General features: G+C 57.3%; 20 protein-coding genes. 13 read left to right on the forward strand and 7 right to left on the reverse strand.

Annotated features, from left to right (window positions below; all coding sequences use genetic code 11):
• The first annotated feature begins 33 nt into the window (after positions 1 to 33).
• Positions 34 to 633 (forward strand): malonic semialdehyde reductase, encoded by a 600-nt coding sequence (locus CPH17_RS14370; RefSeq protein WP_074394925.1) that lies wholly within the window; start codon positions 34 to 36, stop codon positions 631 to 633.
• Between the two features lie 135 nt (positions 634 to 768).
• Here the strand turns inward: CPH17_RS14370 and CPH17_RS14375 are convergent, their stop codons facing one another.
• Positions 769 to 1,290: a DUF805 domain-containing protein gene (locus tag CPH17_RS14375; RefSeq protein WP_074394926.1), complete on the reverse strand. Its 522-nt coding sequence runs from the start codon at positions 1,288 to 1,290 to the stop codon at positions 769 to 771.
• 476 nt (positions 1,291 to 1,766) lie between these two features.
• Here CPH17_RS14375 and nfsA point away from each other — a divergent pair, with 476 nt between their 5' ends.
• Entirely contained in the window at positions 1,767 to 2,498 is a 732-nt protein-coding gene (gene nfsA / locus CPH17_RS14380; RefSeq protein ID WP_096300048.1) for an oxygen-insensitive NADPH nitroreductase, read from the forward strand.
• Positions 2,499 to 2,643: 145 nt separating this feature from the next.
• On the opposite strand, the gene CPH17_RS14385 is transcribed toward nfsA, so the two are convergent.
• Both CPH17_RS14385 and CPH17_RS14390 read right to left on the reverse strand, forming a co-directional pair.
• Complete coding sequence (locus CPH17_RS14385) at positions 2,644 to 3,207, reverse strand: flavin reductase family protein (protein WP_096300050.1); 564 nt, start codon at positions 3,205 to 3,207, stop codon at positions 2,644 to 2,646.
• Positions 3,208 to 3,230: 23 nt separating this feature from the next.
• The gene (locus CPH17_RS14390) at positions 3,231 to 3,851 is read right to left on the reverse strand and encodes a LysE family translocator (RefSeq protein ID WP_096300052.1); all 621 of its coding nucleotides are present in this window, start codon (positions 3,849 to 3,851) and stop codon (positions 3,231 to 3,233) included.
• A gap of 215 nt (positions 3,852 to 4,066) precedes the next feature.
• On the opposite strand from CPH17_RS14390, the gene dksA reads away from it, so the two are divergent.
• From dksA to CPH17_RS14410, 4 genes are all read left to right on the forward strand, one after another.
• Positions 4,067 to 4,531, forward strand: coding sequence for an RNA polymerase-binding protein DksA (gene dksA / locus CPH17_RS14395; RefSeq protein ID WP_096300054.1), 465 nt, complete (start codon positions 4,067 to 4,069; stop codon positions 4,529 to 4,531).
• A 5-nt stretch (positions 4,532 to 4,536) separates the two neighbouring features.
• The gene (locus tag CPH17_RS20300; RefSeq protein ID WP_231898124.1) at positions 4,537 to 4,824 is read left to right on the forward strand and encodes a hypothetical protein; all 288 of its coding nucleotides are present in this window, start codon (positions 4,537 to 4,539) and stop codon (positions 4,822 to 4,824) included.
• A 211-nt stretch (positions 4,825 to 5,035) separates the two neighbouring features.
• Positions 5,036 to 5,500 (forward strand): DUF2243 domain-containing protein, encoded by a 465-nt coding sequence (locus CPH17_RS14405; protein ID WP_074394945.1) that lies wholly within the window; start codon positions 5,036 to 5,038, stop codon positions 5,498 to 5,500.
• A complete protein-coding gene (locus tag CPH17_RS14410; RefSeq protein ID WP_231896494.1) occupies positions 5,497 to 6,336 on the forward strand; it encodes a cytochrome c oxidase assembly protein in 840 nt (279 codons plus the stop codon). Before CPH17_RS14405 ends, CPH17_RS14410 begins: the two co-directional genes overlap by 4 nt.
• Here the strand turns inward: CPH17_RS14410 and speB are convergent.
• Positions 6,280 to 7,191 (reverse strand): agmatinase, encoded by a 912-nt coding sequence (speB, locus tag CPH17_RS14415; RefSeq protein ID WP_096300056.1) that lies wholly within the window; start codon positions 7,189 to 7,191, stop codon positions 6,280 to 6,282. The two genes, CPH17_RS14410 and speB, sit on opposite strands and share 57 nt — an antisense overlap.
• Positions 7,192 to 7,326: 135 nt before the next feature.
• Here speB and CPH17_RS14420 point away from each other — a divergent pair, with 135 nt between their 5' ends.
• From CPH17_RS14420 to katG, 6 genes are all read left to right on the forward strand, one after another.
• Entirely contained in the window at positions 7,327 to 8,271 is a 945-nt protein-coding gene (locus CPH17_RS14420; protein WP_074394947.1) for a LysR family transcriptional regulator, read from the forward strand.
• A gap of 138 nt (positions 8,272 to 8,409) precedes the next feature.
• Positions 8,410 to 9,981, forward strand: coding sequence for a Re/Si-specific NAD(P)(+) transhydrogenase subunit alpha (locus CPH17_RS14425; RefSeq protein WP_096300058.1), 1,572 nt, complete (start codon positions 8,410 to 8,412; stop codon positions 9,979 to 9,981).
• A 16-nt stretch (positions 9,982 to 9,997) separates the two neighbouring features.
• Positions 9,998 to 11,440 carry an NAD(P)(+) transhydrogenase (Re/Si-specific) subunit beta gene (locus tag CPH17_RS14430; protein ID WP_096300060.1) on the forward strand — a complete coding sequence of 481 codons (1,443 nt, stop codon included), beginning with the start codon at positions 9,998 to 10,000 and terminating at the stop codon, positions 11,438 to 11,440.
• Between the two features lie 152 nt (positions 11,441 to 11,592).
• Complete coding sequence (locus CPH17_RS14435) at positions 11,593 to 13,350, forward strand: ABC transporter transmembrane domain-containing protein (protein WP_096300062.1); 1,758 nt, start codon at positions 11,593 to 11,595, stop codon at positions 13,348 to 13,350.
• Between the two features lie 78 nt (positions 13,351 to 13,428).
• Positions 13,429 to 14,439, forward strand: a complete 1,011-nt coding sequence (locus tag CPH17_RS14440) for an aldo/keto reductase (protein WP_096300064.1) — start codon at positions 13,429 to 13,431, stop codon at positions 14,437 to 14,439.
• Between the two features lie 316 nt (positions 14,440 to 14,755).
• On the forward strand, positions 14,756 to 16,912 hold the full coding sequence (gene katG / locus CPH17_RS14445; protein ID WP_096300066.1) for a catalase/peroxidase HPI: 2,157 nt from the start codon (positions 14,756 to 14,758) through the stop codon (positions 16,910 to 16,912).
• A gap of 77 nt (positions 16,913 to 16,989) precedes the next feature.
• On the opposite strand, the gene CPH17_RS14450 is transcribed toward katG, so the two are convergent.
• On the reverse strand, positions 16,990 to 17,442 hold the full coding sequence (locus tag CPH17_RS14450; RefSeq protein ID WP_074394953.1) for an Rrf2 family transcriptional regulator: 453 nt from the start codon (positions 17,440 to 17,442) through the stop codon (positions 16,990 to 16,992).
• Positions 17,443 to 17,650: 208 nt separating this feature from the next.
• Here CPH17_RS14450 and hmpA point away from each other — a divergent pair, with 208 nt between their 5' ends.
• Complete coding sequence (gene hmpA / locus CPH17_RS14455) at positions 17,651 to 18,829, forward strand: NO-inducible flavohemoprotein (protein ID WP_074394954.1); 1,179 nt, start codon at positions 17,651 to 17,653, stop codon at positions 18,827 to 18,829.
• Here the strand turns inward: hmpA and CPH17_RS14460 are convergent.
• A complete protein-coding gene (locus CPH17_RS14460; protein WP_231898039.1) occupies positions 18,826 to 19,761 on the reverse strand; it encodes a biotin-dependent carboxyltransferase family protein in 936 nt (311 codons plus the stop codon). The two genes, hmpA and CPH17_RS14460, sit on opposite strands and share 4 nt — an antisense overlap.
• Positions 19,758 to 20,435, reverse strand: coding sequence for a 5-oxoprolinase subunit PxpB (pxpB, locus tag CPH17_RS14465; protein ID WP_074398378.1), 678 nt, complete (start codon positions 20,433 to 20,435; stop codon positions 19,758 to 19,760). Before pxpB ends, CPH17_RS14460 begins: the two co-directional genes overlap by 4 nt.
• Positions 20,436 to 20,465: the final 30 nt, after the last annotated feature.

A 20,465-nucleotide genomic window follows, 5' to 3' on the forward strand; every position in this document is an offset into this window, starting at 1 on the left:
CACCGAGCCCAAGTAAGAGAAAGGAGAATCATAATGACACCAGGTGTACTGGGTAGCCCAGCGCTGAAACAGTTGTTTATTGACGCTCGAACACACGCATACTGGCAGCAACGGTCAGTTAGTGACGATACGCTGCGTGAGCTGTATGACGTAATGAAAATGGCGCCGACGAGTGTGAATTGCAGCCCATTACGTATCCTCTTTCTGCGCACCCGGCAGGCTAAAGAGAAGCTGCTGCCGGCCCTGAAAGAGGGCAATCATCGTAAAGTGGAGGAGGCCCCGGTAACGGCAATACTGGCCTATGACAGGCGTTTTCATGAACACTTGCCAGCATTGTTTCCCCATGCAGATGCCAAAGCGTGGTTTGTCGGTAATGAGCCCTATCGTGAAGAGACCGCTTTTCGTAACAGTAGCCTACAAGGCGGCTATTTCATTCTCGCCGCGCGTGCCCTGGGGCTGGATGTTGGCCCTTTGTCAGGCTTTGATAACGACAAGGTAGATGATCTTTTTTTCGCCGATGATGGCACCCACTACCGCAGCAACTTTCTGTGCAACCTGGGGTACGGTGACGATACGAAACTGCACCCTCGTAGCCCCAGGTTGGCATTCGAACAAGCTTGCCAACTGCTGTAGTGGTCCATCCATCAAAAATGGGCGGCCAGGTAAATAGGTAGCGAGTAATGGGCCTTAACAATGGTCGTCAGTGATGACGTTATTCGTTACTCCTCAGCTTATTATCGGGGAGCTAACGAACTCCAGTTAACTGGCTTACGGGTAGTAAGAAGGTGTTGACTGGAGAGATGAAAAACCAATTATCATGATAGAGGTAAAGATGATTGTGATGAGCACTATGCCTACTTTAACATTATCGCTGGGTGCAGGAGGCTGTTGTCCGTAGCTATTGTCACCTTTCGTTCCAGGGGCAAACAAGAGAACTAACATTAATATAATATTGGCAATAGGAAAAAAGGCTGCCAAGACCCACCAGCCAGTGGCATCAAGATCATTTAGACGCCTAATGGGAATAATGAAGTTCATCACCAGGGCGACTCCGCCTATTAAGAACGTTATAAAGGTCATTAATATGGTGATGCCGTCGCGATGAAGTATCAGACCAGTGCTGATGGTGAGTAGAATTGCCAAGGCGGGCAGTAAGTTAATGAGGTTGAAAAACAGCAAAAAGTGCAGTCGCCCTATTCTGCCGCTACCTGCGAACAATTTTGGGGTAGTTTCTTTTTCTGAGCTAACCTCTTCCTGTGAAGAAGTGTTTTCGAGAGTTGACTCGTTCATTTCAGGTTCTCTTGATTTCTAAAATCGTGTGTGCCCCGTCGCCTTCAGTTAAACCCGTAACGTATAGCGAAGGCGTTATTGTGCGGACCACCCGTGGCCGCTACTTAAAGCCAGTTCTTTGCTTTTTCTTTATTTCCTAAAGAGCCGATGGCGCTAGCAGTTTAGTCTTTGATGCGTTCTAGGCTGCTAACGTTGTTAAATGCAATGATAGGAAGTGTTTATAAATTCTTAGGGTGGCTGCGAAAAAGCGAAAGCTACCATACGGAAAAAATACAGATTAGGGAACGCCTAACGTTAAAGAGACAGAAAACTCGTACGCAATGTAAGAAATATCTTACATTTTTAGGAGTGATGTAGATAAATGCATGGTTTATTTTTTCGTGATAGAACGGCGCTAGACGCTACTATGTGCAGTGACTTAAGTACGTAATAGGTTATGCCTTTATAGTGTGTGTTTTTTAGAAACGGAGAAGCCGATGAACGACGTTATCAAGCTGCTAACCTCACACCGCTCGATCCGCAAATTTGAGCAGCGGGAAATGCCGGAGGGACTGCTTGTCGAATTAATCCGCGCGGGGCAAGCGGCTGCCACCTCTAGCCATATTCAGGCCTACAGTGTGATGCGTGTCACCGACATGGCTATCCGGGATCAGTTGGTTGAGCTAACCGGCGGACAGGGCTATGTGGCAAGCTGCAGTGAGTTTTTGGTGTTTTGTGCCGATATGAAGCGCCCGCTTGAGGCTGCTGAGCGCACCGGTGAAGACGTCGTGAGCGGCATGACTGAGCAGTTGCTGGTCGCCACGGTGGATGTATCGCTGGTGGCACAAAACGTGGCCATCGCAGCGGAGTCGGAAGGGCTTGGCATCTGCTATATCGGTGGGATACGCAATAATCCCCAGGCCGTCAGTGACCTGTTGGACCTGCCGACGCATGTCTACCCGGTATTTGGCATGTGCATCGGCTATCCCGCTCATGACCCCGATGTTAAGCCCCGTCTGCCGGTTGAAGCGGTGCTCAAGGAAAATCATTACCGCGACGACGCTGAGCCGGTGGCAGCCTTCGACCAAACCATGCAGGCTTACTATCAGGCCCGTAAAGGCGGCAATAAAGATACGGACTGGTCGCACAACCTAACGCCGTTGTTCACGCAGAAGCTGCGCCCGCACATGCGTGAATTTCTGATCGAGAAAGGGTTTAAGATGAAGTGAGGGCACACCTGCTGACGGTAAGCCAAGGTAGTTGCTTCTCTCTGCCAACCCGCAATTGGACGGTTGCTTAGCCAGCAATTAGACGGTGTGATAGCCCGCAATTGGACGCTGCGCAGAGGCAAGCTATGGGCACGGCTTATCTACCTTAGACAAGCATCGACGGTTTGAACAATGCAGTACGGTCGATGGTGTTGCCTGACAGCAGGAACTCCCCCATGCCCCGGTAATGCAGTGATTCTTCATTATCTGCCGAGGGAGCCGCATGGGCTTTAACGACCTCAAAGATAAACAGGTTGTAGGGTTCAATCATGGCGTCATCGTAAAGCCTGCACTCGAAAGACGCATAGCACTCTTCGATCAGTGGCGCACCGACCTTGGAGGCTTTGCCAGGGGTAAGGTCAAACGCTTTGAACTTGTCGACTTCGCTACCGGAGCAGTTGCCGATACTCACCACCCTATCGACAAGTGACGCGGCAGGAATATTGATGACACATTCCCCGCTATTACGCACAAGCTCGTGGGAGTGATTTCCGGCCGCGATAACGCACCCGATTAGCGAGGGCGAAAACGCCATGACCGTATGCCACCCCATGGTCATGATGTTGGTTTGCTGTCGCCATTGCGATGAGACCAGCACAATCGGGCCAGGCTCAAGAAAGTGCCTGACGTTCGAGACAGGAAAATCGTCCTTCATAATCGGTTGTGGCATAAACGACCTCCGATTAGATGGGGTTAGGCAGTCGGGCGGCGCATCAAGGTCATCAATACCCCGGCACCGATTAAGCTACCTGCGCCGCAGCGATGAAGCAGTCGCCGAAACTTAGCGGTCATTAGTTGCCGACTGGTCGTCGACAGCAGCATGTAACCTAGATCTGAAATGACCCCCATCACCAGAAAGGTGGTAAACAGAATCGCCAGCTGGGGCGCCAACGGCTGGGTCTGGTTAATAAACTGCGGCATGAAGGCCATAAAGAACAGAATGCTTTTGGGGTTTAAGAGTGTCACCCAAAAGGCCTTTGCAGTGCCTTGCTTGATGTTTGCCCCAGAGGCTTCCAGATCATTCAATTGGCCGGATTCATGCCACATCTTAATGCCGAGATAAAGTAGATAGAGAATCCCTAGCCATTTAACAATGGCGAATAGCTCCGCCGACGCCATTAGCAGGGCGCCAACGCCTGCAAACGAAAGTGACATCGCCACCAAGTCGCCCAAGAAAAAGCCGGGCAGCATTGCCAAAGCTGCCCTGCGACCCTGGTTGATGCCGGTCATTACCAGCAAAGCAACGGCGGGGCCGGGAGATGCGATCACCAAAAACGAAGCCAACACAAACGATAACCAAAGCTCAATCGACATAGCGTGAACCCTTCTGACCTTCAATCATTAACGGTAGCCCTCACTATAGTTTTCCTGCGATAGCGATGTCACCTGAATGCTATCACTCAAGTATGATCGCGAGCGCAATGCAGCCAGCCCATCGGCGTTTGGTGGCGGGCTATATCGCCCGGTGTTATTTGCTCGCGGGTATTTTATGTTACGTTATAACATTTACTTCAGGGCGAGATTAATCTATGCACGACCAAGGCATAAAAGCCAAAGAACAGAGTGTTGCTGCTGATAAAGCGTGGGCAGAGAAGCTACTGGCGATGCCTGCCAGTGACTATATGAACGCCGAGCAGTTGGCATTTTTCCGCCAGCGGCTGCTCGACGAACGCGCCGAAATAGAGGCGCACTTAAAGGAGATGAAGGACGTTATCGCCTCCCACGAGCGCGATAGCGATGAATCGGATCAGGCCTCGTTTGAGGAGGAGCTGCGCTTGGCATTGCGGCAAGCGGATCGCGAGAGCCGCTTGCTTAACAATATTGAGTCAGCCTTAAAGCGCATTGAGAACGGCGACTATGGCTACTGCGAAGAGACCGGCGAGCCTATTGGCCTAGCCCGGCTAATGTTTAGGCCCACTGCGAAGCTCTGTATTGAGGCGAAAGAGCGCCAGGAACAACAGGAACACCATTATCGCAAAGCACGCTGGGAGTAGCCGTTATGAGGGCGGCCATTAATACCGGTCAACTTACCGACCGGGATATCCCACTCGCGTTACATGACTTGCAGCATCTTTTTCCTCCCCCAGCGCCGCTGCCAGCCAACAGTGTCAGTGAGCGAATATCACGCTTTGTGTTTATTACCCACAACGTTGCGCCCGAAAGCGTGGCCGAGCTCTACAGCTTTTTCCACTCATCCCAAGAGTTAACCGGGTTCCAGCTCAAGGTGGTGCATGCCGAGAGCCTGCACGCCCACAATGCAGTGGCGTGCAGCGAGTGGAATTGGTGAACGTGCATGGGCTTGCTTGGCGCACGGGCGGCTGAACGATTGTTGGCCTTCCGTGCAGCGCTTGTTGAGGATCAATAACGAAACGCACCCAGGAAGCCACTAGCCATTGTCCTCCAACATGGCACCAACCAATTTCTCAGGCGGCATTTTTTGCGTTTGGCATATCGCTTACCTAGTCTGAAGAAGAATATTCAACAGCAGGGATGCGGCAATGAATGTTTCCAACTTCTTTTCACAATCAGATGCTCGCCGTTCGCTATGGGCCGCCGCGCTAGCAGGTGCGGGCATTATGGCGGGTGTTGACGAAATCGTCTTTCACCAGTTGCTTCAGTGGCATCATTTTTTCGACCGCTCGACCCCCATGATAGGCATCGTCTCGGATGGCTTATTACATGCAGCCGAGCTGCTGGCCATTGTGATAGGTGTCATTTTATTAATCGATCTCTCCCAACGAAAGCGCCTGGCCAAGGCGTGGGCCTGGTCCGGGTTCTTTTTAGGCATGGGGGGCTTTCAGCTGTTTGATGGCATTGTTAGCCATAAGATTTTGCGCATTCACCAAATCCGCTACGGGGTGGACCCGCTGCTCTATGACCTTACCTGGAACGCCGCCGCCGTGGTGCTATTGCTGATCGGTGGGTGGCTCTATCATCGCGCCAAGCGCAGGAACCCCGTATGAACATGCCGGCCCCGGCAGACGTGGGCTGGCTTTTAGCGTGGGCGCCGCTAATTGTCGTCGTGCTGTTGACGTGGGGGTACTTGGCAGCTGCCTATGCGCAGCGTTCTACGGCAGCGGGGTGGAGCGGCTGGCGTTGCGGCTTTTTCATCATAGGAAGTCTGCTGTTGGCGATTGCCCTGATGCCTCCGATGATGGACTGGGCTCACCACGACTTGCGTGGCCATATGGCAGCACACTTGTTGATTGGCATGGTGGCCCCTCTGGCGTGGGTGTTGGCGGCGCCTGTGTCGTTATTGCTGCGCAGCCTGCCGCAAGCGGGAGGGCGCAGGCTTGTTGACGTATTGCATAGCAGGCCATTGCAGGTGGTGACGCATCCAGTAAGCGCGCTGTTCCTCAATATCGGCGGTATGTACGCCCTCTATTTAACGCCGCTTTATGCCGCCTCGTTACATAGTCCGTTGCTGCACTATTGGCTGCACGTGCATTTTTTGCTGGCGGGGTATCTATTCTGCTGGGCTATCCTGGCAGGGCCAGATGTCTCACCCCACCGCTTGAGCCTTCGCTTTCGGTTGGTGGTGCTGTTTATATCCATCGCCGCCCATAGCCTGTTAGGTAAGCTGATGTACGGCTATGGCTGGCCACGGGGAACCGCTCATGGGCAAGAAAACATTCAGGCCGCCGCGCAGTGGATGTATTACGGCGGCGACCTGGCAGAAATGCTACTGGCAATGGTGCTGTTGAGCGTTTGGTTACGTCAATCACCCAGGCATCGTGAGAGGTTATTGGCCAGCGACTCGCTTAGAAGCCGCCAGCACATACAAAAACTCAAGCCCTAGCGTTGCAGCGGCAAGCGAGGTGATCTCGCCGTGGTCGTAGGCGGGGTTCACTTCCACCACATCCATTCCTATCAAGTCCATACCCACCATGCCGCGAATCACTTTCAGCATAAAATCGGTCGACATGCCGCCGCAGACCGGCGTGCCCGTACCGGGCGCATAGGCGGGGTCAAGGCCGTCGATGTCCAGGCTCACGTAGACCGGGTGGTGGCCCACGCGAGCGCGAATGCGCTCCAGCACTGCCGCGGCACCGTGTTCGTTGACCCAGTCGGCCTCTAGCACCTCAAAAGGGTGGTTGTGGCGGTCGTAGCTTGTGCGTATGCCAATTTGCAGCGAGTGCTCAGGCACCAGCAGGCCTTCTTTTAAGGCATGGTGGAAAATGGTGCCGTGGTCAAAGCGCGTGCCGTGCTCGTAAGTATCGGTATGGGCATCAAGGTGTATTAGGGCCAGCGGGCCATGTTCACGGGCATGCGCGCGTAGCAGCGGCAGGGTGATGTAATGGTCACCGCCCAGCGTCAGCATCTTTTTGCCCGCCTTTAGCCAGCGCATGGCGTGGGTTTCCAGGTTATCGACCAGACTTTCGGGCTCGCCATAGGCATAGTCAACATTACCTGCATCGCACACGTTTAAGCGATCTGGCAGGGCGAAATCCCACGGCCAGCGTTTGCCTTCCCAAATCAGGTTGGCGGTACTTTGGCGAATAGCATTCGGCCCCATGCGGGTACCCGCCCGGCCCGAGCAGGCTAGGTCAAACGGCACGCCGCTAACCACTACCTCGGCGTCGGTGGTCTGCGGGTCGGTGGCCTTGGGCACGCCCATAAAGGTCGAGATAACGTCACCGAACAAGCTCGGCATAAGGGGCGATGTGGACACCGAAAGCGTCTCCTAAGCGATTAACTAACCAACAGGCGCTGACAATAACGGAGTGTTCGTAATCGATGAAATGAATGTTTAGAATGAATTCATTCTTTATATGAATGGTAAGTCGCCATGCGCACGCTTCGTCACTTTGACCTTAATCTGCTGTTGGTGTTTGAGACGCTGATGCGTGAGCGTCATGTCACCCGGGCGGCAGAAAAGCTACATTTAAGCCAGCCAGCCATCAGCCACGCGTTGAAGCGGCTACGCGAGGCACTGGACGACCCGCTGCTGGTGCGCACTGAAAACGGCTTACAGCCAACGCCCAGGGCGCAGGCGCTTTTGCCGGTGGTGCAACAGGCACTTGCCGCGCTGCAGAAAGGTTTGGCACCGCCTGCAATCTTCTCACCAAGCGCCACTACCCGGCGCTTTACCCTGGCTACCACCGATTATTTTGAAGAGGTCATGTACCCGGAATTTCTTCGCCAACTGCTTAACATCGCCCCAGGGGTTCGCTTTGCCATCGAGCTGATTACTCCTGAGGTGATTAGCGATGCCTTGGAGCAGCGTCAAGTGGATATGGTGGTTGGGTTGGATAGCCAGCACAGCTTGCCCAGCGGGGTGATACAAACGCCGTGGATGAAAGAAGCGCTGGTATGCCTGGCGGCTACCCATAACGACCGCGTCGGCGATACGCTGGCGTTGGAGCAGTTTGCCCGCCAGCCCCATGTGGAGCTCGCGGATATTAGTGGAATGCTGCCAAGCAATATCGACAGCTGTCTGGCGCGGCATGGCTTACAGCGGCGCGTGATGTCCAAAAACCTGAACTACATTGCCGGTGCCAGGGTGGTGGCGCTGACGGATGCCATTATGACGTTGCCGCGCCAAATGGCCGAGCGCTTTAGTGCTATGCTGCCGGTTCGATTGGTTTCGCCGCCAAGCGAGTTACCCGCGTTGAACATGACGCTGATCCAGCACGGGCTATATGCTAACGACCCTGACATTGTATGGTTAGAGCAGCAGTTGGTCGCGTTTGCCGAGACGTTTACTCAGGCAACGGTTGAATCAAAGGTTTAATCGCCGCGGGTGGTTTCGCCTTAAGATTTACATGTGTCCGAGCGTTAGGCGGTGACGCCCGCCCTATGAATTGTTAGCGTTATTGATTGCCAGCGGCCATATCGACGTTTTATCGAGCCTCAACAAAGGAGAATAAAAGTGAAAATTGGCGCACCGAAGGAAAGTGCCCGGGGGGAGGCGCGCGTCGCGCTCACCCCCGAGAGCGCCCAACATATCCAAAAGCTGGGCCACGAATGCCTGATTGAAGCCGGTGCCGGTGAGGCAGCGGGCTTTAATGATGACGCTTATCGCAACGCGGGTGTCAGCGTGGTAGACAGCGCCGAGGCGCTGTGGCGCGACGCCGAGGTGGTCATTAAAGTCCGCGAGCCTTCCGACGCAGAAGTAACGTTACTGCGCGAAGGACAAACGCTGATTGCCTTCTTCTGGCCCGCACAAAACGAGGCGTTGCTGGAAGCCTGCAAGGCCCAGGGCGCCACCGTGGTGGCGATGGATATGGTGCCGCGCATTTCCCGGGCACAGAAGATGGACGCGCTGTCGTCCATGGCCAATATCGCGGGCTACCGCGCGGTCATTGAAGCGGGCAACAACTTTGGCCGTTTCTTCACCGGGCAGGTAACGGCGGCCGGCAAGGTACCGCCCGCCAAGGTGCTGGTGGTCGGGGCTGGCGTGGCTGGCCTGGCGGCGATTGGTACGGCGACCAGCCTGGGCGCGGTTGTGCGCGCCTTCGATGTGCGCCCCGAAGTCTCCGAACAGATCGAATCCATGGGCGCCGAGTTCCTGTTCCTCGAGTTTGACGAGACCCAGGATGGCGCCGAGAGCGGTGGCTATGCGGCGCCCTCGAGCCCCGAGTTCCGAGAGAAGCAGCTTGCCTGTTTCCGCGAGCAAGCACCGGATGTTGATATTGTCATCACCACCGCGCTGATTCCCGGCAAGCCCGCCCCCAAGCTGTGGCTTGAGGATATGGTCGCGGCGATGAAGCCCGGCTCGGTGATTATCGACCTGGCGGCCGAGAAAGGCGGCAACTGCGACCTGACCAAGCCCGACGAGCGGGTAGTGACGGATAACGGCGTGGTGGTGGTTGGCTACACCGATTTCCCCTCGCGCATGGCGACTCAGTCGTCGCTGCTTTATGCCACCAACATCCGCCACATGTTGACCGATCTAACGCCTGAAAAAGACGGTGTGATCAACCACAACATGGACGACGACGTGATCCGCGGCGCGACAGTGACCCACCAGGGCGAAGTGACCTTCCCGCCACCGCCGCCCAAGGTGAAAGCGATTGGCGCGGCCAAGCCGAAGAAGAAAGAGAAGGAGCCCACGCCGGAAGAGAAAAAAGCCGCCGAACATGCGGCGTTCAAGGCGCAAACCAAGCGACAAGTTGGCTTGCTGGCTATCGGCGGTGCGCTAATGTTGCTGCTCGGCCAAGTGGCGCCGACCTCATTTATGCAGCATTTTATTGTGTTCGTGCTGGCCTGTTTCATTGGCTTCCAGGTGATCTGGAATGTCAGCCACTCGCTGCATACTCCGTTGATGGCAGTGACCAATGCCATTTCGGGCATCATTATTCTTGGCGCTATTTTGCAGATCGGCACGAGTAGCGTGATCGTGGGCATATTAGCCGCGATATCAGTGCTGATTGCGTCCATCAATATTGTCGGTGGCTTCCTGGTGACACGCCGGATGCTCGCCATGTTCCAAAAATCCTAAGCAGCGGAGAAACGATATGTTAGGTCAAGGATTCGTATCTGCTGCGGCGATCGCGGCGAGCGTTTTATTCATCCTCTCGTTAGGGGGGTTAAGTAACCAGGAAAAAGCCAAGCGAGCGGTGTGGTACGGCATCGTCGGTATGGCGGTCGCGGTATTCTTTACCGCCTTGGGTCCGGGGATTGGTGGCTACTGGTGGCTGATCCCGATGATGATCATCGGCGCCGGCATCGGTGTTTACGTGGCGGGCAAGGTCGAGATGACCGAGATGCCCCAGCTGGTGGCCGCACTGCATAGTTTTGTCGGCCTGGCAGCGGTATTTGTCGCCTGGAGCGCGGACCTGGAGCGCCGCCGGGTAATGGCAGCGCAGGCCGCTGATGCCTCCATGGACCAGTTTTCCGCCTTTGCAGCATTAGTTGCCACGAAAGCGCCTGATGAGCTGATGTTCCTGCAAATCGAGGTGGTGTTCGCCATCTTTATCGGTGCGGTCACATTCACTGGCTCGGTGATTGCCTTCGGTAAACTGGCAGGCAAGGTCGATGGCAAACCCCGCCAGCTGCCAGGTGGGCATATGCTCAATGCCGGGGCGGCCGCAGTGTCGCTACTGCTGGCGATTCTGTACCTCAACGGCGCGGGCTTCTGGACGCTGATCCTGCTGGCGGCGCTTTCGTTCTTTATCGGCTACCACCTGATCATGGGCATCGGCGGGGCGGATATGCCGGTCGTGGTCTCCATGCTCAACAGCTATTCCGGCTGGGCGGCGGCGGCCGTCGGCTTTACGCTGTCGAACGACCTGCTGATCGTCACCGGCGCCCTGGTCGGCTCTTCCGGTGCGATTCTGTCGTACATTATGTGCAAGGCGATGAACCGCAACTTTATCAACGTCATTCTGGGCGGCTTTGGCGGCAGCCAAGGGCCAGCGGCGGAGATTGAAGGCGAGCAGGTGGCGATTGATGCCGGTGGCGTTGCCAGCGCGCTTAACGACGCCGACAGCGTGATTATCGTGCCGGGCTATGGCATGGCGGTGGCTCAGGCGCAAAGCGCGGTGAGCGACCTGGTTCGCAAGCTGCGCGCGGCCGGTAAAGAGGTGCGTTTTGGTATCCACCCAGTGGCGGGGCGTTTGCCGGGGCATATGAATGTGCTGCTGGCCGAGGCCAAGGTGCCCTACGATATCGTGCTGGAAATGGACGAAATCAACGACGATTTCGCTTCGACCGATGTGGTGATCGTGATTGGCTCCAACGACATCGTCAATCCGGCCGCCGAGGAAGACCCCAACAGCCCGATCGCTGGCATGCCGGTGTTGAAGGTCTGGGAAGCCAAGCAGGTATTTATCTGCAAGCGCGGCCAGGGGACCGGCTACTCGGGTATCGAGAACCCGCTGTTCTTCAAGGAAAACAGCCGCATGTTCTACGGCGATGCCCGCGACAGCCTCAATACGCTGTTGCCGTTGGTTGAGTAGCCTTTAGCGACTCATGCAACGATTGAACTGTTAAGTACTGAGCCCGCGAGCGATCGCGGGCTTTTTTTATCATTACTATCCAACCGATGGCTGCATGCAACCCGCTTGCCTGCTATGTTCACTAACCGCTTCTTCTGCTGAATGTACCCACCATGACCCAACGCCCTAATCCCCGTGTATTGCTGCGCTTGCTGGGTCTGCTGCGCCCTTATCGTCTGCGCCTGGCGTTGGCTGGTCTGGCGCTGTTATTGGCGTCGGGCAGCGTGTTGTTGCTGGGCAATGGGCTACGACTGGTCATCGACCGCGGTTTTCTGGCGGCGGATGATCAGGCGCTGGCCCAGACACTTGGTTTGATGCTGGCCGTGGTAACGGTGCTGGCGATGGCCTCCGCGTTGCGTTATTACCAGGTCACCTGGATTGGCGAGCGCCTGGCGGCCGACCTGCGTCAGCGCGTGTTTGACCACTTACTCAGCCTGGAGCCGAGCTTTTTCGAGAGCGCCAGTGATGGTCGTGCCGCCGGGGAAATCGCTTCGCGTCTAACCGCAGATACGAGTGTGTTGCAGAGCCTGTTTGGCTCCTCGGTATCGTTGGCCCTGCGCAATGTGGTGATGCTTATCGGTGCGGTGGTGTTAATGCTGATCACTCAACCGTGGCTGTCGGCGATGGTGCTGGTGGGTATCCCGGCCACGCTGCTGCCGATCGTATGGTATGGCCGCCGGGTGCGGCGACTTTCACGCACCAGTCAGGACCGGGTCGCCGAGCTTGGCCGCTATGCCGAAGAGGCGCTAAGCGGTATCCAAACCCTCCAGGCGTTTACCCACGAAGCGGAGGATAAAACCCATTACGGTCAGCGCGTGGAGCAGGCGTTTGGCAGCGCCGTGGAGCGTACCCAGCAGCGCGCCTGGCTGACCGGTATCGCTATGCTGGTGGTGTTTGCCGCCGTAGGGATAATGCTCTGGCAGGGTGGTCAGGCGGTGTTGGCCGGCACCATGAGCGCGGGTGAACTTTCGGCGTTTATTTTTTATGCGGTATTAGCGGCAGGGGCCATTGCCACGCTGGCAGAAGTGGCGGGGGATGTGCAGCGCGCGGCAGGCGCGGCGGAGCGGCTGCTGGAACTGCTCGATACCCAGCCCGCTATCCAGTCGCCCGCAAACCCGCATGCCCTGCCTAACCCGCCGCGTGGCGAGATTACGCTGAAAAATATTAGCTTCACCTACCCCGGCCGGGAAACACCAGCGCTTGAAGGCTTTGATCTGCATATTCAGCCGGGGGAACGGGTGGCCGTGGTAGGGCCTTCAGGGGCGGGCAAGAGCACGCTCTTGGCACTGCTGTTGCGCTTTTATGACCCATGCCACGGGCGTATTACGCTTGATGGCATGGACATCCGCACCCTGGACCTTGCCGCTCTACGCGGCACTATGGGGCTGGTGGCCCAAGAGCCGGTGCTGTTCAGCGGCTCGGTGGCTGACAATCTACGCTATGGTGACCCTGACGCGACAAGCGAAAGGCTGCGAATTGCCGCTCAGGATGCCAGCGCCCTGGATTTCATCGACGCGCTTCCCCAGGGCTTTGATACCCCGCTTGGCCCGGGTGGCGTGCAGCTTTCCGGCGGTCAGCGCCAGCGCCTCGCCATTGCCCGCGCACTGCTCAAAGACCCCGCCGTGCTGTTGCTGGATGAAGCCACCAGTGCTTTGGATGCGGAGAGTGAGCGTCTGGTGCAACAGGCGCTGGACCGGTTGATGGTCGGGCGCACCAGTATCGTGATTGCCCACCGGCTGGCCACGGTAATCGCCGCCGACCGCCTGTTGGTGCTCGACGGCGGCCGGTTAGTGGCGGCGGGGACGCACAGTGAACTGATCAACTCCAGTGCGCTTTATCGCCATCTCGCAGCGTTGCAGTTTGGCGGTTAAACGTTATAAAACGGTGGATAGATCAATCATCGTCGTTACTCAGTAGCGCCTCAAAGTTGCTCAAGCCGGAGAATGTCCATGTCGAGCTTTTTTCACCGCCTCAGCGCCGTTAACGCCCCGTCTATTGGCCTTGGCTGCATGAATCTTTCCCACGGTTACGGCCAGCAAGTGCCCGAGCAGGAGGCGCTGCGCACTCTTGATGCGGCGTTCGATATGGGCTATCGCCACTTTGATACCGCAACGCTATACGGCGCCACCGCCAACGAAACCCTGCTCGGCCGCGCGCTGAAGGGCAAGCGTGCGCAGGTACTACTGGCCAGCAAGTGCGGCATGGCGATTGATTCGGCTTCGGGGAAACGGGTGATTGACGGGCACCCTGACACGCTGCGCCGCCAGTGCGATGCCAGTCTCAAACGTCTGCAAACCGACCATATCGACGTGTATTACTTACACCGGTTCGACCGACAAGTGCCTATCGAGGAGAGCGTAGGCGCCCTCGCTCGGCTGGTCGATGAGGGTAAGATTGGCAGCATTGGACTATCGGAGATTTCCGCGGCTACCTTGCGTCGAGCACGCCAGGAAGCCCCGATTGGCGCTGTTCAGCCGGAGTACTCGCTGTGGACGCGCAACCCCGAAATTGCCCTGCTCGACGCCTGCCGCGAGGCGGGGACGGCACTGGTGGCATTTAGCCCGCTCGGACGCGGTTTTTTAGCCGGGGCGGTTACCGATCCCAGCCGTTTGCCGGAGGGCGATATGCGCCGCCACATGCCGCGCTTCAGCGCGGAAAATTTTGCCCATAATCGGGCGCTGCTCGAAGGTGTGTCACGCCTAGCCGAGTCGTTGGGCGTCACGTCTGCGCAACTGGCGTTGGCATGGGTAAAAGCCCAAGGCGACGATGTAATACCCATTCCTGGCTCGACATCGCTTGACCATATTCGCGAAAATCTGGCGTCCGAGACACTGTCTCTGGAGGCTAACACCTGCCAACAGCTGACCGCCATGTTGACGCCCGGGCAAGTGGCTGGCGGTCGTTACAGTGACACACAGCAGGCCGATATCGACACGGAAGAATTCCCTATCACTGTGTAAAACCAGGCTGTGCAGCGTTGCTGCTATGGCTACCATCGCTGCGTAGACAGGGGTAGGTCAGTGGTGTACAAGAATTGGTACGGTTACGTTAGAACGCGCTCTTTTAAACCGGTTTCCAAACTGATTTACGGCAAAATAAATACTATAGCTCCAGGCTATTAAAGCAGTCGTTAAATGCAAATTGTGACTATGGTGTTAGTGCTTTAAAACAGTACCAGGAAAAACGAGGTGCGCGCGGGGCCATGTAGGCTAGCGAGCACCCACTGATGGTCGTCTTGGTACTTACCAAGTACGAAAGCAATAAGGGGAGAAAAAAATGAGCGGCAAATGTCCGGTAATGCACGGTGGGAATACCTCCACAGGCACCTCCAACAAGGACTGGTGGCCCGAAGGTCTTAACCTGGATATTCTCCACCAGCAAGATCGCAAATCGAACCCGATGGACCCTGACTTCAACTATCGGGAAGAAGTCAGAAAACTTGACTTCGATGCGCTCAAGCAAGAAGTGCATGCGCTGATGACTGATAGCCAGTCTTGGTGGCCAGCCGACTGGGGCCACTACGGCGGCTTGATGATTCGTATGGCATGGCACTCTGCAGGCACCTACCGTATTGCTGACGGTCGTGGTGGCGGTGGCACCGGCAGCCAGCGTTTTGCCCCGCTTAATTCTTGGCCTGATAACGTTAGCCTGGACAAGGCGCGTCGTTTACTGTGGCCGATCAAGAAAAAATATGGCAATAAGATCAGCTGGGCCGATCTGATGATCCTGGCCGGCACGGTTGCCTATGAATCTATGGGTCTGCCGTCCTACGGCTTCTCTTTCGGTCGTGAAGATATCTGGGAGCCGGAAAAAGACATCTACTGGGGCGATGAAAAAGAGTGGTTGGCGCCCTCCGACGAACGTTACGACGACGTCAACAACCCAGAAACCATGGAAAACCCGCTGGCCGCAGTACAGATGGGGCTTATCTACGTTAACCCCGAAGGTGTCAACGGCCAGCCTGACCCCCTAAAAACCGGTCAGCAGATCCGTGAAACTTTCGCCCGCATGGCGATGAATGACGAAGAAACCGCCGCACTGACGGCCGGTGGCCACACCGTCGGTAAGTGTCACGGTAACGGTGATGCGGCGGCGCTAGATGCGGAACCGGAAGCCTCTGACGTTGAGAATCAAGGCCTGGGTTGGGGCAACCCGACCATGGGTGGCAAGGCGAGCAACGCTGTTACGTCAGGCATCGAAGGTGCCTGGACAACTCACCCGACCAAGTTTGACATGGGCTACTTCGACCTGCTGTTCGGCTACGAGTGGGAACTGAGCAAAAGCCCTGCCGGTGCCCATCAGTGGGAGCCGGTAAACATCAAGGAAGAAGACAAGCCGGTCGACGCCAGCGACCCGTCAATTCGTCATAATCCGATCATGACCGATGCGGACATGGCGATGAAGATGGACCCGACCTACCGGGCCATCTGTGAAAAGTTCATGGCCGATCCGGAATACTTTAAAAAGACCTTCGCCAAGGCGTGGTTCAAGCTAACCCACCGCGATCTGGGACCCAAGTCGCGCTACATTGGCCCGGAAGTGCCTGACGAAGATCTGATCTGGCAGGATCCCATTCCGGCCGGTAACACCGACTACTCTATCGAGAAGGTCAAAAAGCAGATTGCCGAAAGTGGCTTGAGCATCAGTGACATGATCACCACCGCTTGGGACAGCGCGCGGACCTATCGTGGTTCTGACATGCGTGGCGGTGCCAACGGTGCGCGTATCCGTCTTGCGCCGCAAAAAGACTGGGCGGGCAACGAGCCCGAGCGTCTGGCCAAGGTACTGGCGGTGTACGAAAAAATCTCTGCTGCGTCAGGTGCCAGCATTGCCGATGTGATCGTACTAGGTGGTAGCGTGGGTATTGAGAAAGCGGCTAAAGCCGCTGGCTACGATGTTCTCGTGCCTTTCACCCCGGGTCGTGGTGACGCCACTGACGAGATGACCGACGCTGATTCCTTCGCGCCGCTTGAGCCGCTGGCAGATGGTTTCCGTAACTGGCAGAAGAAAGATTACGTGGTGAAGCCGGAAGAAATGCTGCTTGATCGCGCTCAGTTGATGGGGCTGACCGGTCCGGAACTGACCGTGCTGGTCGGCGGTATGCGCGTCCTGGGCACCAACCATGGTGGCACCAAGCACGGCGTCTTTACCGACCGCGAAGGCCAGTTGACCAACGATTTCTTCGTCAACCTGACCGATATGGGGTATGCCTGGAAGCCAGCGGGCAACAACACTTACGAAATCCGTGATCGCCAAACGGACGCCGTCAAGTGGACTGCCTCGCGCGTTGACCTGGTGTTCGGGTCCAACTCGCTGCTGCGCTCCTACGCGGAAGTCTACGCCCAGGACGATAACGAAGAGAAGTTCGTTAAAGACTTCGTCGCTGCCTGGACCAAAGTAATGAACGCGGACCGCTTTGACCTCATCGTCTAAGTGACCCCGTGATCGATAAGGGCGCTGCCATCAGGCAGCGCCCTTTTTTATCGCTGCGTTTTGTCGCTCAGGGCTGGCTAGGCCGTTATGTCCAGCGCAGGGATGCGCAGCAGCTGGCGTAGCTGAGGCAGTCGCTCTTCCAGCAAGTCTGCCAGGGTGTAGCGGTCCAGCACTGCAAAAAATGCCTCAAGGGCATCGTTGAGCACCGGCGGTAAGCGGCAGGCGGGGGTGATCACGCAGGCGTTTTTATCGCGAAAGCATTCCACCAGGCCAAATTCGGGTTCGGTATCGCGCACCAGCGCGCCCAGCCGGATAGTGGCCGGGTCGCGCTTCAGCCACAGGCCGCCGTTTTTGCCGCGCAGGGCGGTGAGATAGCCTTTTTGATTGAGCTCCTGGACGATCTTCATCACGTGATGGCGCGAGACGTTATAGGTCGAGGCGATTTCGTCGATCGTCGCGCGCTCCTCGCCTTTCACCGCCAGGTACAGCAGCACGCGAATGGAGTAATCGGTAAAACTGGTCAGGTGCATAAGCAGTCCGCGCGGGTCGAATGGCTCAAACCATCATTGTACGGTGAATCGGGACCAAGGCGAAGCGCGTCCAGGACGTGTTTCAACGCGGGGGAGTCGAGCGCTGTGGCAGATTGTCGCTATGGATTGGCGGGCATATTTAAAGATGTATTATGGATACTACTTTAATAAAAAGACACGTCGTATCACCCAATCCGCGAGGCTCACCATGCTGACTCAAGACCAAGAAGCGTTAATTGCCGCCACCGCTCCCGTCGTGGCGGAACACTTGAATACCATCACCCAGCGTTTTTACCCGCTGATGTTTGAGCGCTACCCGAGTGTGAAGCCGCTGTTCAATCAGGTTCACCAGCAAAACGGCGCGCAACCAAGGGCGTTGGCAGGCGCTGTATTGGCTTACGTGGGGATTCGTCAGGACCCGGCCAAAGCGCGCCAAACACTCGAAACGGTCGTCAATAAGCACGTGTCGCTGGGCATCGAGCCCTATCAATACCCGATTGTCGGTGAGTGTCTGATGATGGCGATAGGCGAGGTATTGGGCGACGCCGTCACCCCTGAAATCGCCGATGCATGGAGCGCGCTGTACCAGGAATTAGCCGACCTGCTGATCGATCTGGAAGAAAAACGCTACCAGGAATTTGAACAACGTGAGGGTGGCTGGCGGGGCACGCGGCGCTTCCATGTGGCGGATAGTCAGCAGGAAAGCGCGGTAATTCGCTCGTTTATCCTGGAGCCCGAAGACGGCGGTCCGGTGGCTGAGCATGCCCCTGGCCAGTATATCGGCGTCAAGGTGACTATCGATGGCGAGCCGGTACATCGCCACTACAGTTTATCAGCAACGCCCAACGGTCGGGCCTATCGGCTGTCTATCAAGCGCGAAAGCGACGGTCGCGTCAGCCGATACTTCCACGACCAGTTAGCCAATGGTGGGGTGGTTGAGCTGCTTCCCCCGGCGGGCGAGATGACGCTGGTACCCGGCGACGCCCCGCTGATGTTGATCAGCGGCGGTGTGGGCCAGACCCCACTGTTGCCGATGGCCAAACAAGCACTTGGTCAAGGGCGCCGGGTGGTTTATCTGCACGCGGCACAAACCCCTGAGTATTGGGCCTTTGCCGATGAGCTACGCGCGCTTGAAAAGGCTTACCCAGAACAGTTCAAACTGGTCACCGTGTTTGAACAAAGCGCTGAGGGCGATCATCAAGGGCGCATTAATCAGGCGCTATTGGCCGACTATTTACCCGAAGGCGCGCACTGCTACTTCGTTGGTCCCCACGGCATGATGGAAGTCGTCGAGCAGTCGCTCAAGCAACTGGGCGTGGCGGAATCGCACCGCCATTACGAACACTTCGGTCCTGCCATGCCCCTTAACGCGGTTAACGCTGCCTAAGCAGTAGCCCACTGGGCGTGTTGCCGACGGTAGTCGGCCTGGGCGTGGCTGGCGCTGACCGGCATCAGCCACACCTCGGTGCCGGGCAGGCATTGCGCCAGCGCCGCGCAGGCGCTCGGCGTCAATGCCCCCAGGCGCGGGTAGCCGCCAATGGTCTGGCGGTCGTTCATCAATACAATGGGCTGGCCGTCGGGGGGTACCTGCACCGCCCCCAGCGGTATGCCTTCCGAAACGATGCCGGTCAGGGTTCCGCTGAGTACCGGACCGGTTAACCGTACGCCCATGCGGTCGGCGCGGTTATCCACCTGCCAGGGCGTGTTGAACGCCTGATAAAGGCTGCGGCCGGAAAAGCTCGACGCCTGGGACCCCAGGACCATGGGCAGGCGACAGCCTGACGTCGGCATCACCGGCCCAACCCCATCAGGCAGCGTGCGCGAGGAATGGTCGTTGCCCTGCCAGGTTAAACGCTCGCCCGCCTTGAGTGGCTGTCCGTCTTCGTTGAGGCCGCCCAGTTGCTCGCGCGCGGTGCAGGCGCGACTGCCCAGTACCTCGGGTGCGTTGAGCCCCCCGGGAAACGCCAAATAGGCACGCAGGCCATGGCGAGGCTGCTGAAATACCAATTGCTGACCTGAGCGCAGGGTAAAGCTGGCGTTCGGCGCCAGCGGTTGGCCGTCCACCGTCGCGGCTAAATCAGCGCCGGTCAGCGCCAGCGTAATTTCGCCGTGGGCTTTTAGTGTCAGGCCTCCGCCCATGACGATTTCCAGCGCCGCGCTGTTCAGCGGGTTGCCCAATAGCCAGTTGGCCCAGTAAAACGCGATCCAGTCGGCGGCGCCGCCTTGAGTCACGCCCAAATGGCTGACGCCGAAGCGACCGGCATCCTGAATCAGCGCCAGCGGGCCTGCTTGTTTGACCTCCAACATGGCTTGGCTCACGGGCGTTCCTCCATGGGCGTGGTATCGCCGCCCTGGTCCTCGAACTCGGCGCGGGAAATCGACCGAAAGCGCACGCTATCGCCGGGGCGCAATAACGGCTCGCCGCGTTTGGCGTGTTCAAATAGTGGTACGGCGGTGCGCCCCAGCAGGTTCCAGCCGCCGGGCGAGGGCAGCGGATAAATAGCGGTTTGGCGATCGGCGATGCCCACACTACCTGCAGCCACGTGACGCCTCGGGGTCGTCAGGCGCGGGGTGGCGATGGCGTCATCCACCAACCCCATGAACCCGTATCCCGGCGCAAACCCCAGCGCAAACACGCAGTACTCATCCTGGCAGTGCTGGTCGATAAGCTCGGCAATGCTCATTCCCGCCCGCTTGGCCACCCGCGCAAGGTCGGGCCCGACGCTCTCGTCATACCACACGGGAATTTCATGGCGTTGGCCTTGCCGGGTATCGGCGGGCGACAGGTCGGCCAGAGCGTCTCGAGCGCGTGCCAGGGCTTCCGCGTGGCTGAGCTGGCGGCAGTCGTAGTGCAGCAATAGCGTGGTGTAGGACGGCAGCAGGTCGACCAGCGTCTCGCCAAAGGCATCGCGCAGCGCATGGTCGGCGGCCAGAATCCAGGCCATGTTGGTGACGTCGATGGTATCGAACAGCCTCACCATCAAGGCTTCCATGCCAGCGGTTTCAATGCATCGTTTTTCAAT

Origin of the sequence: Halomonas sp. hl-4, assembly GCF_900215475.1 — a bacterium.
Lineage (GTDB): Bacteria > Pseudomonadota > Gammaproteobacteria > Pseudomonadales > Halomonadaceae > Vreelandella.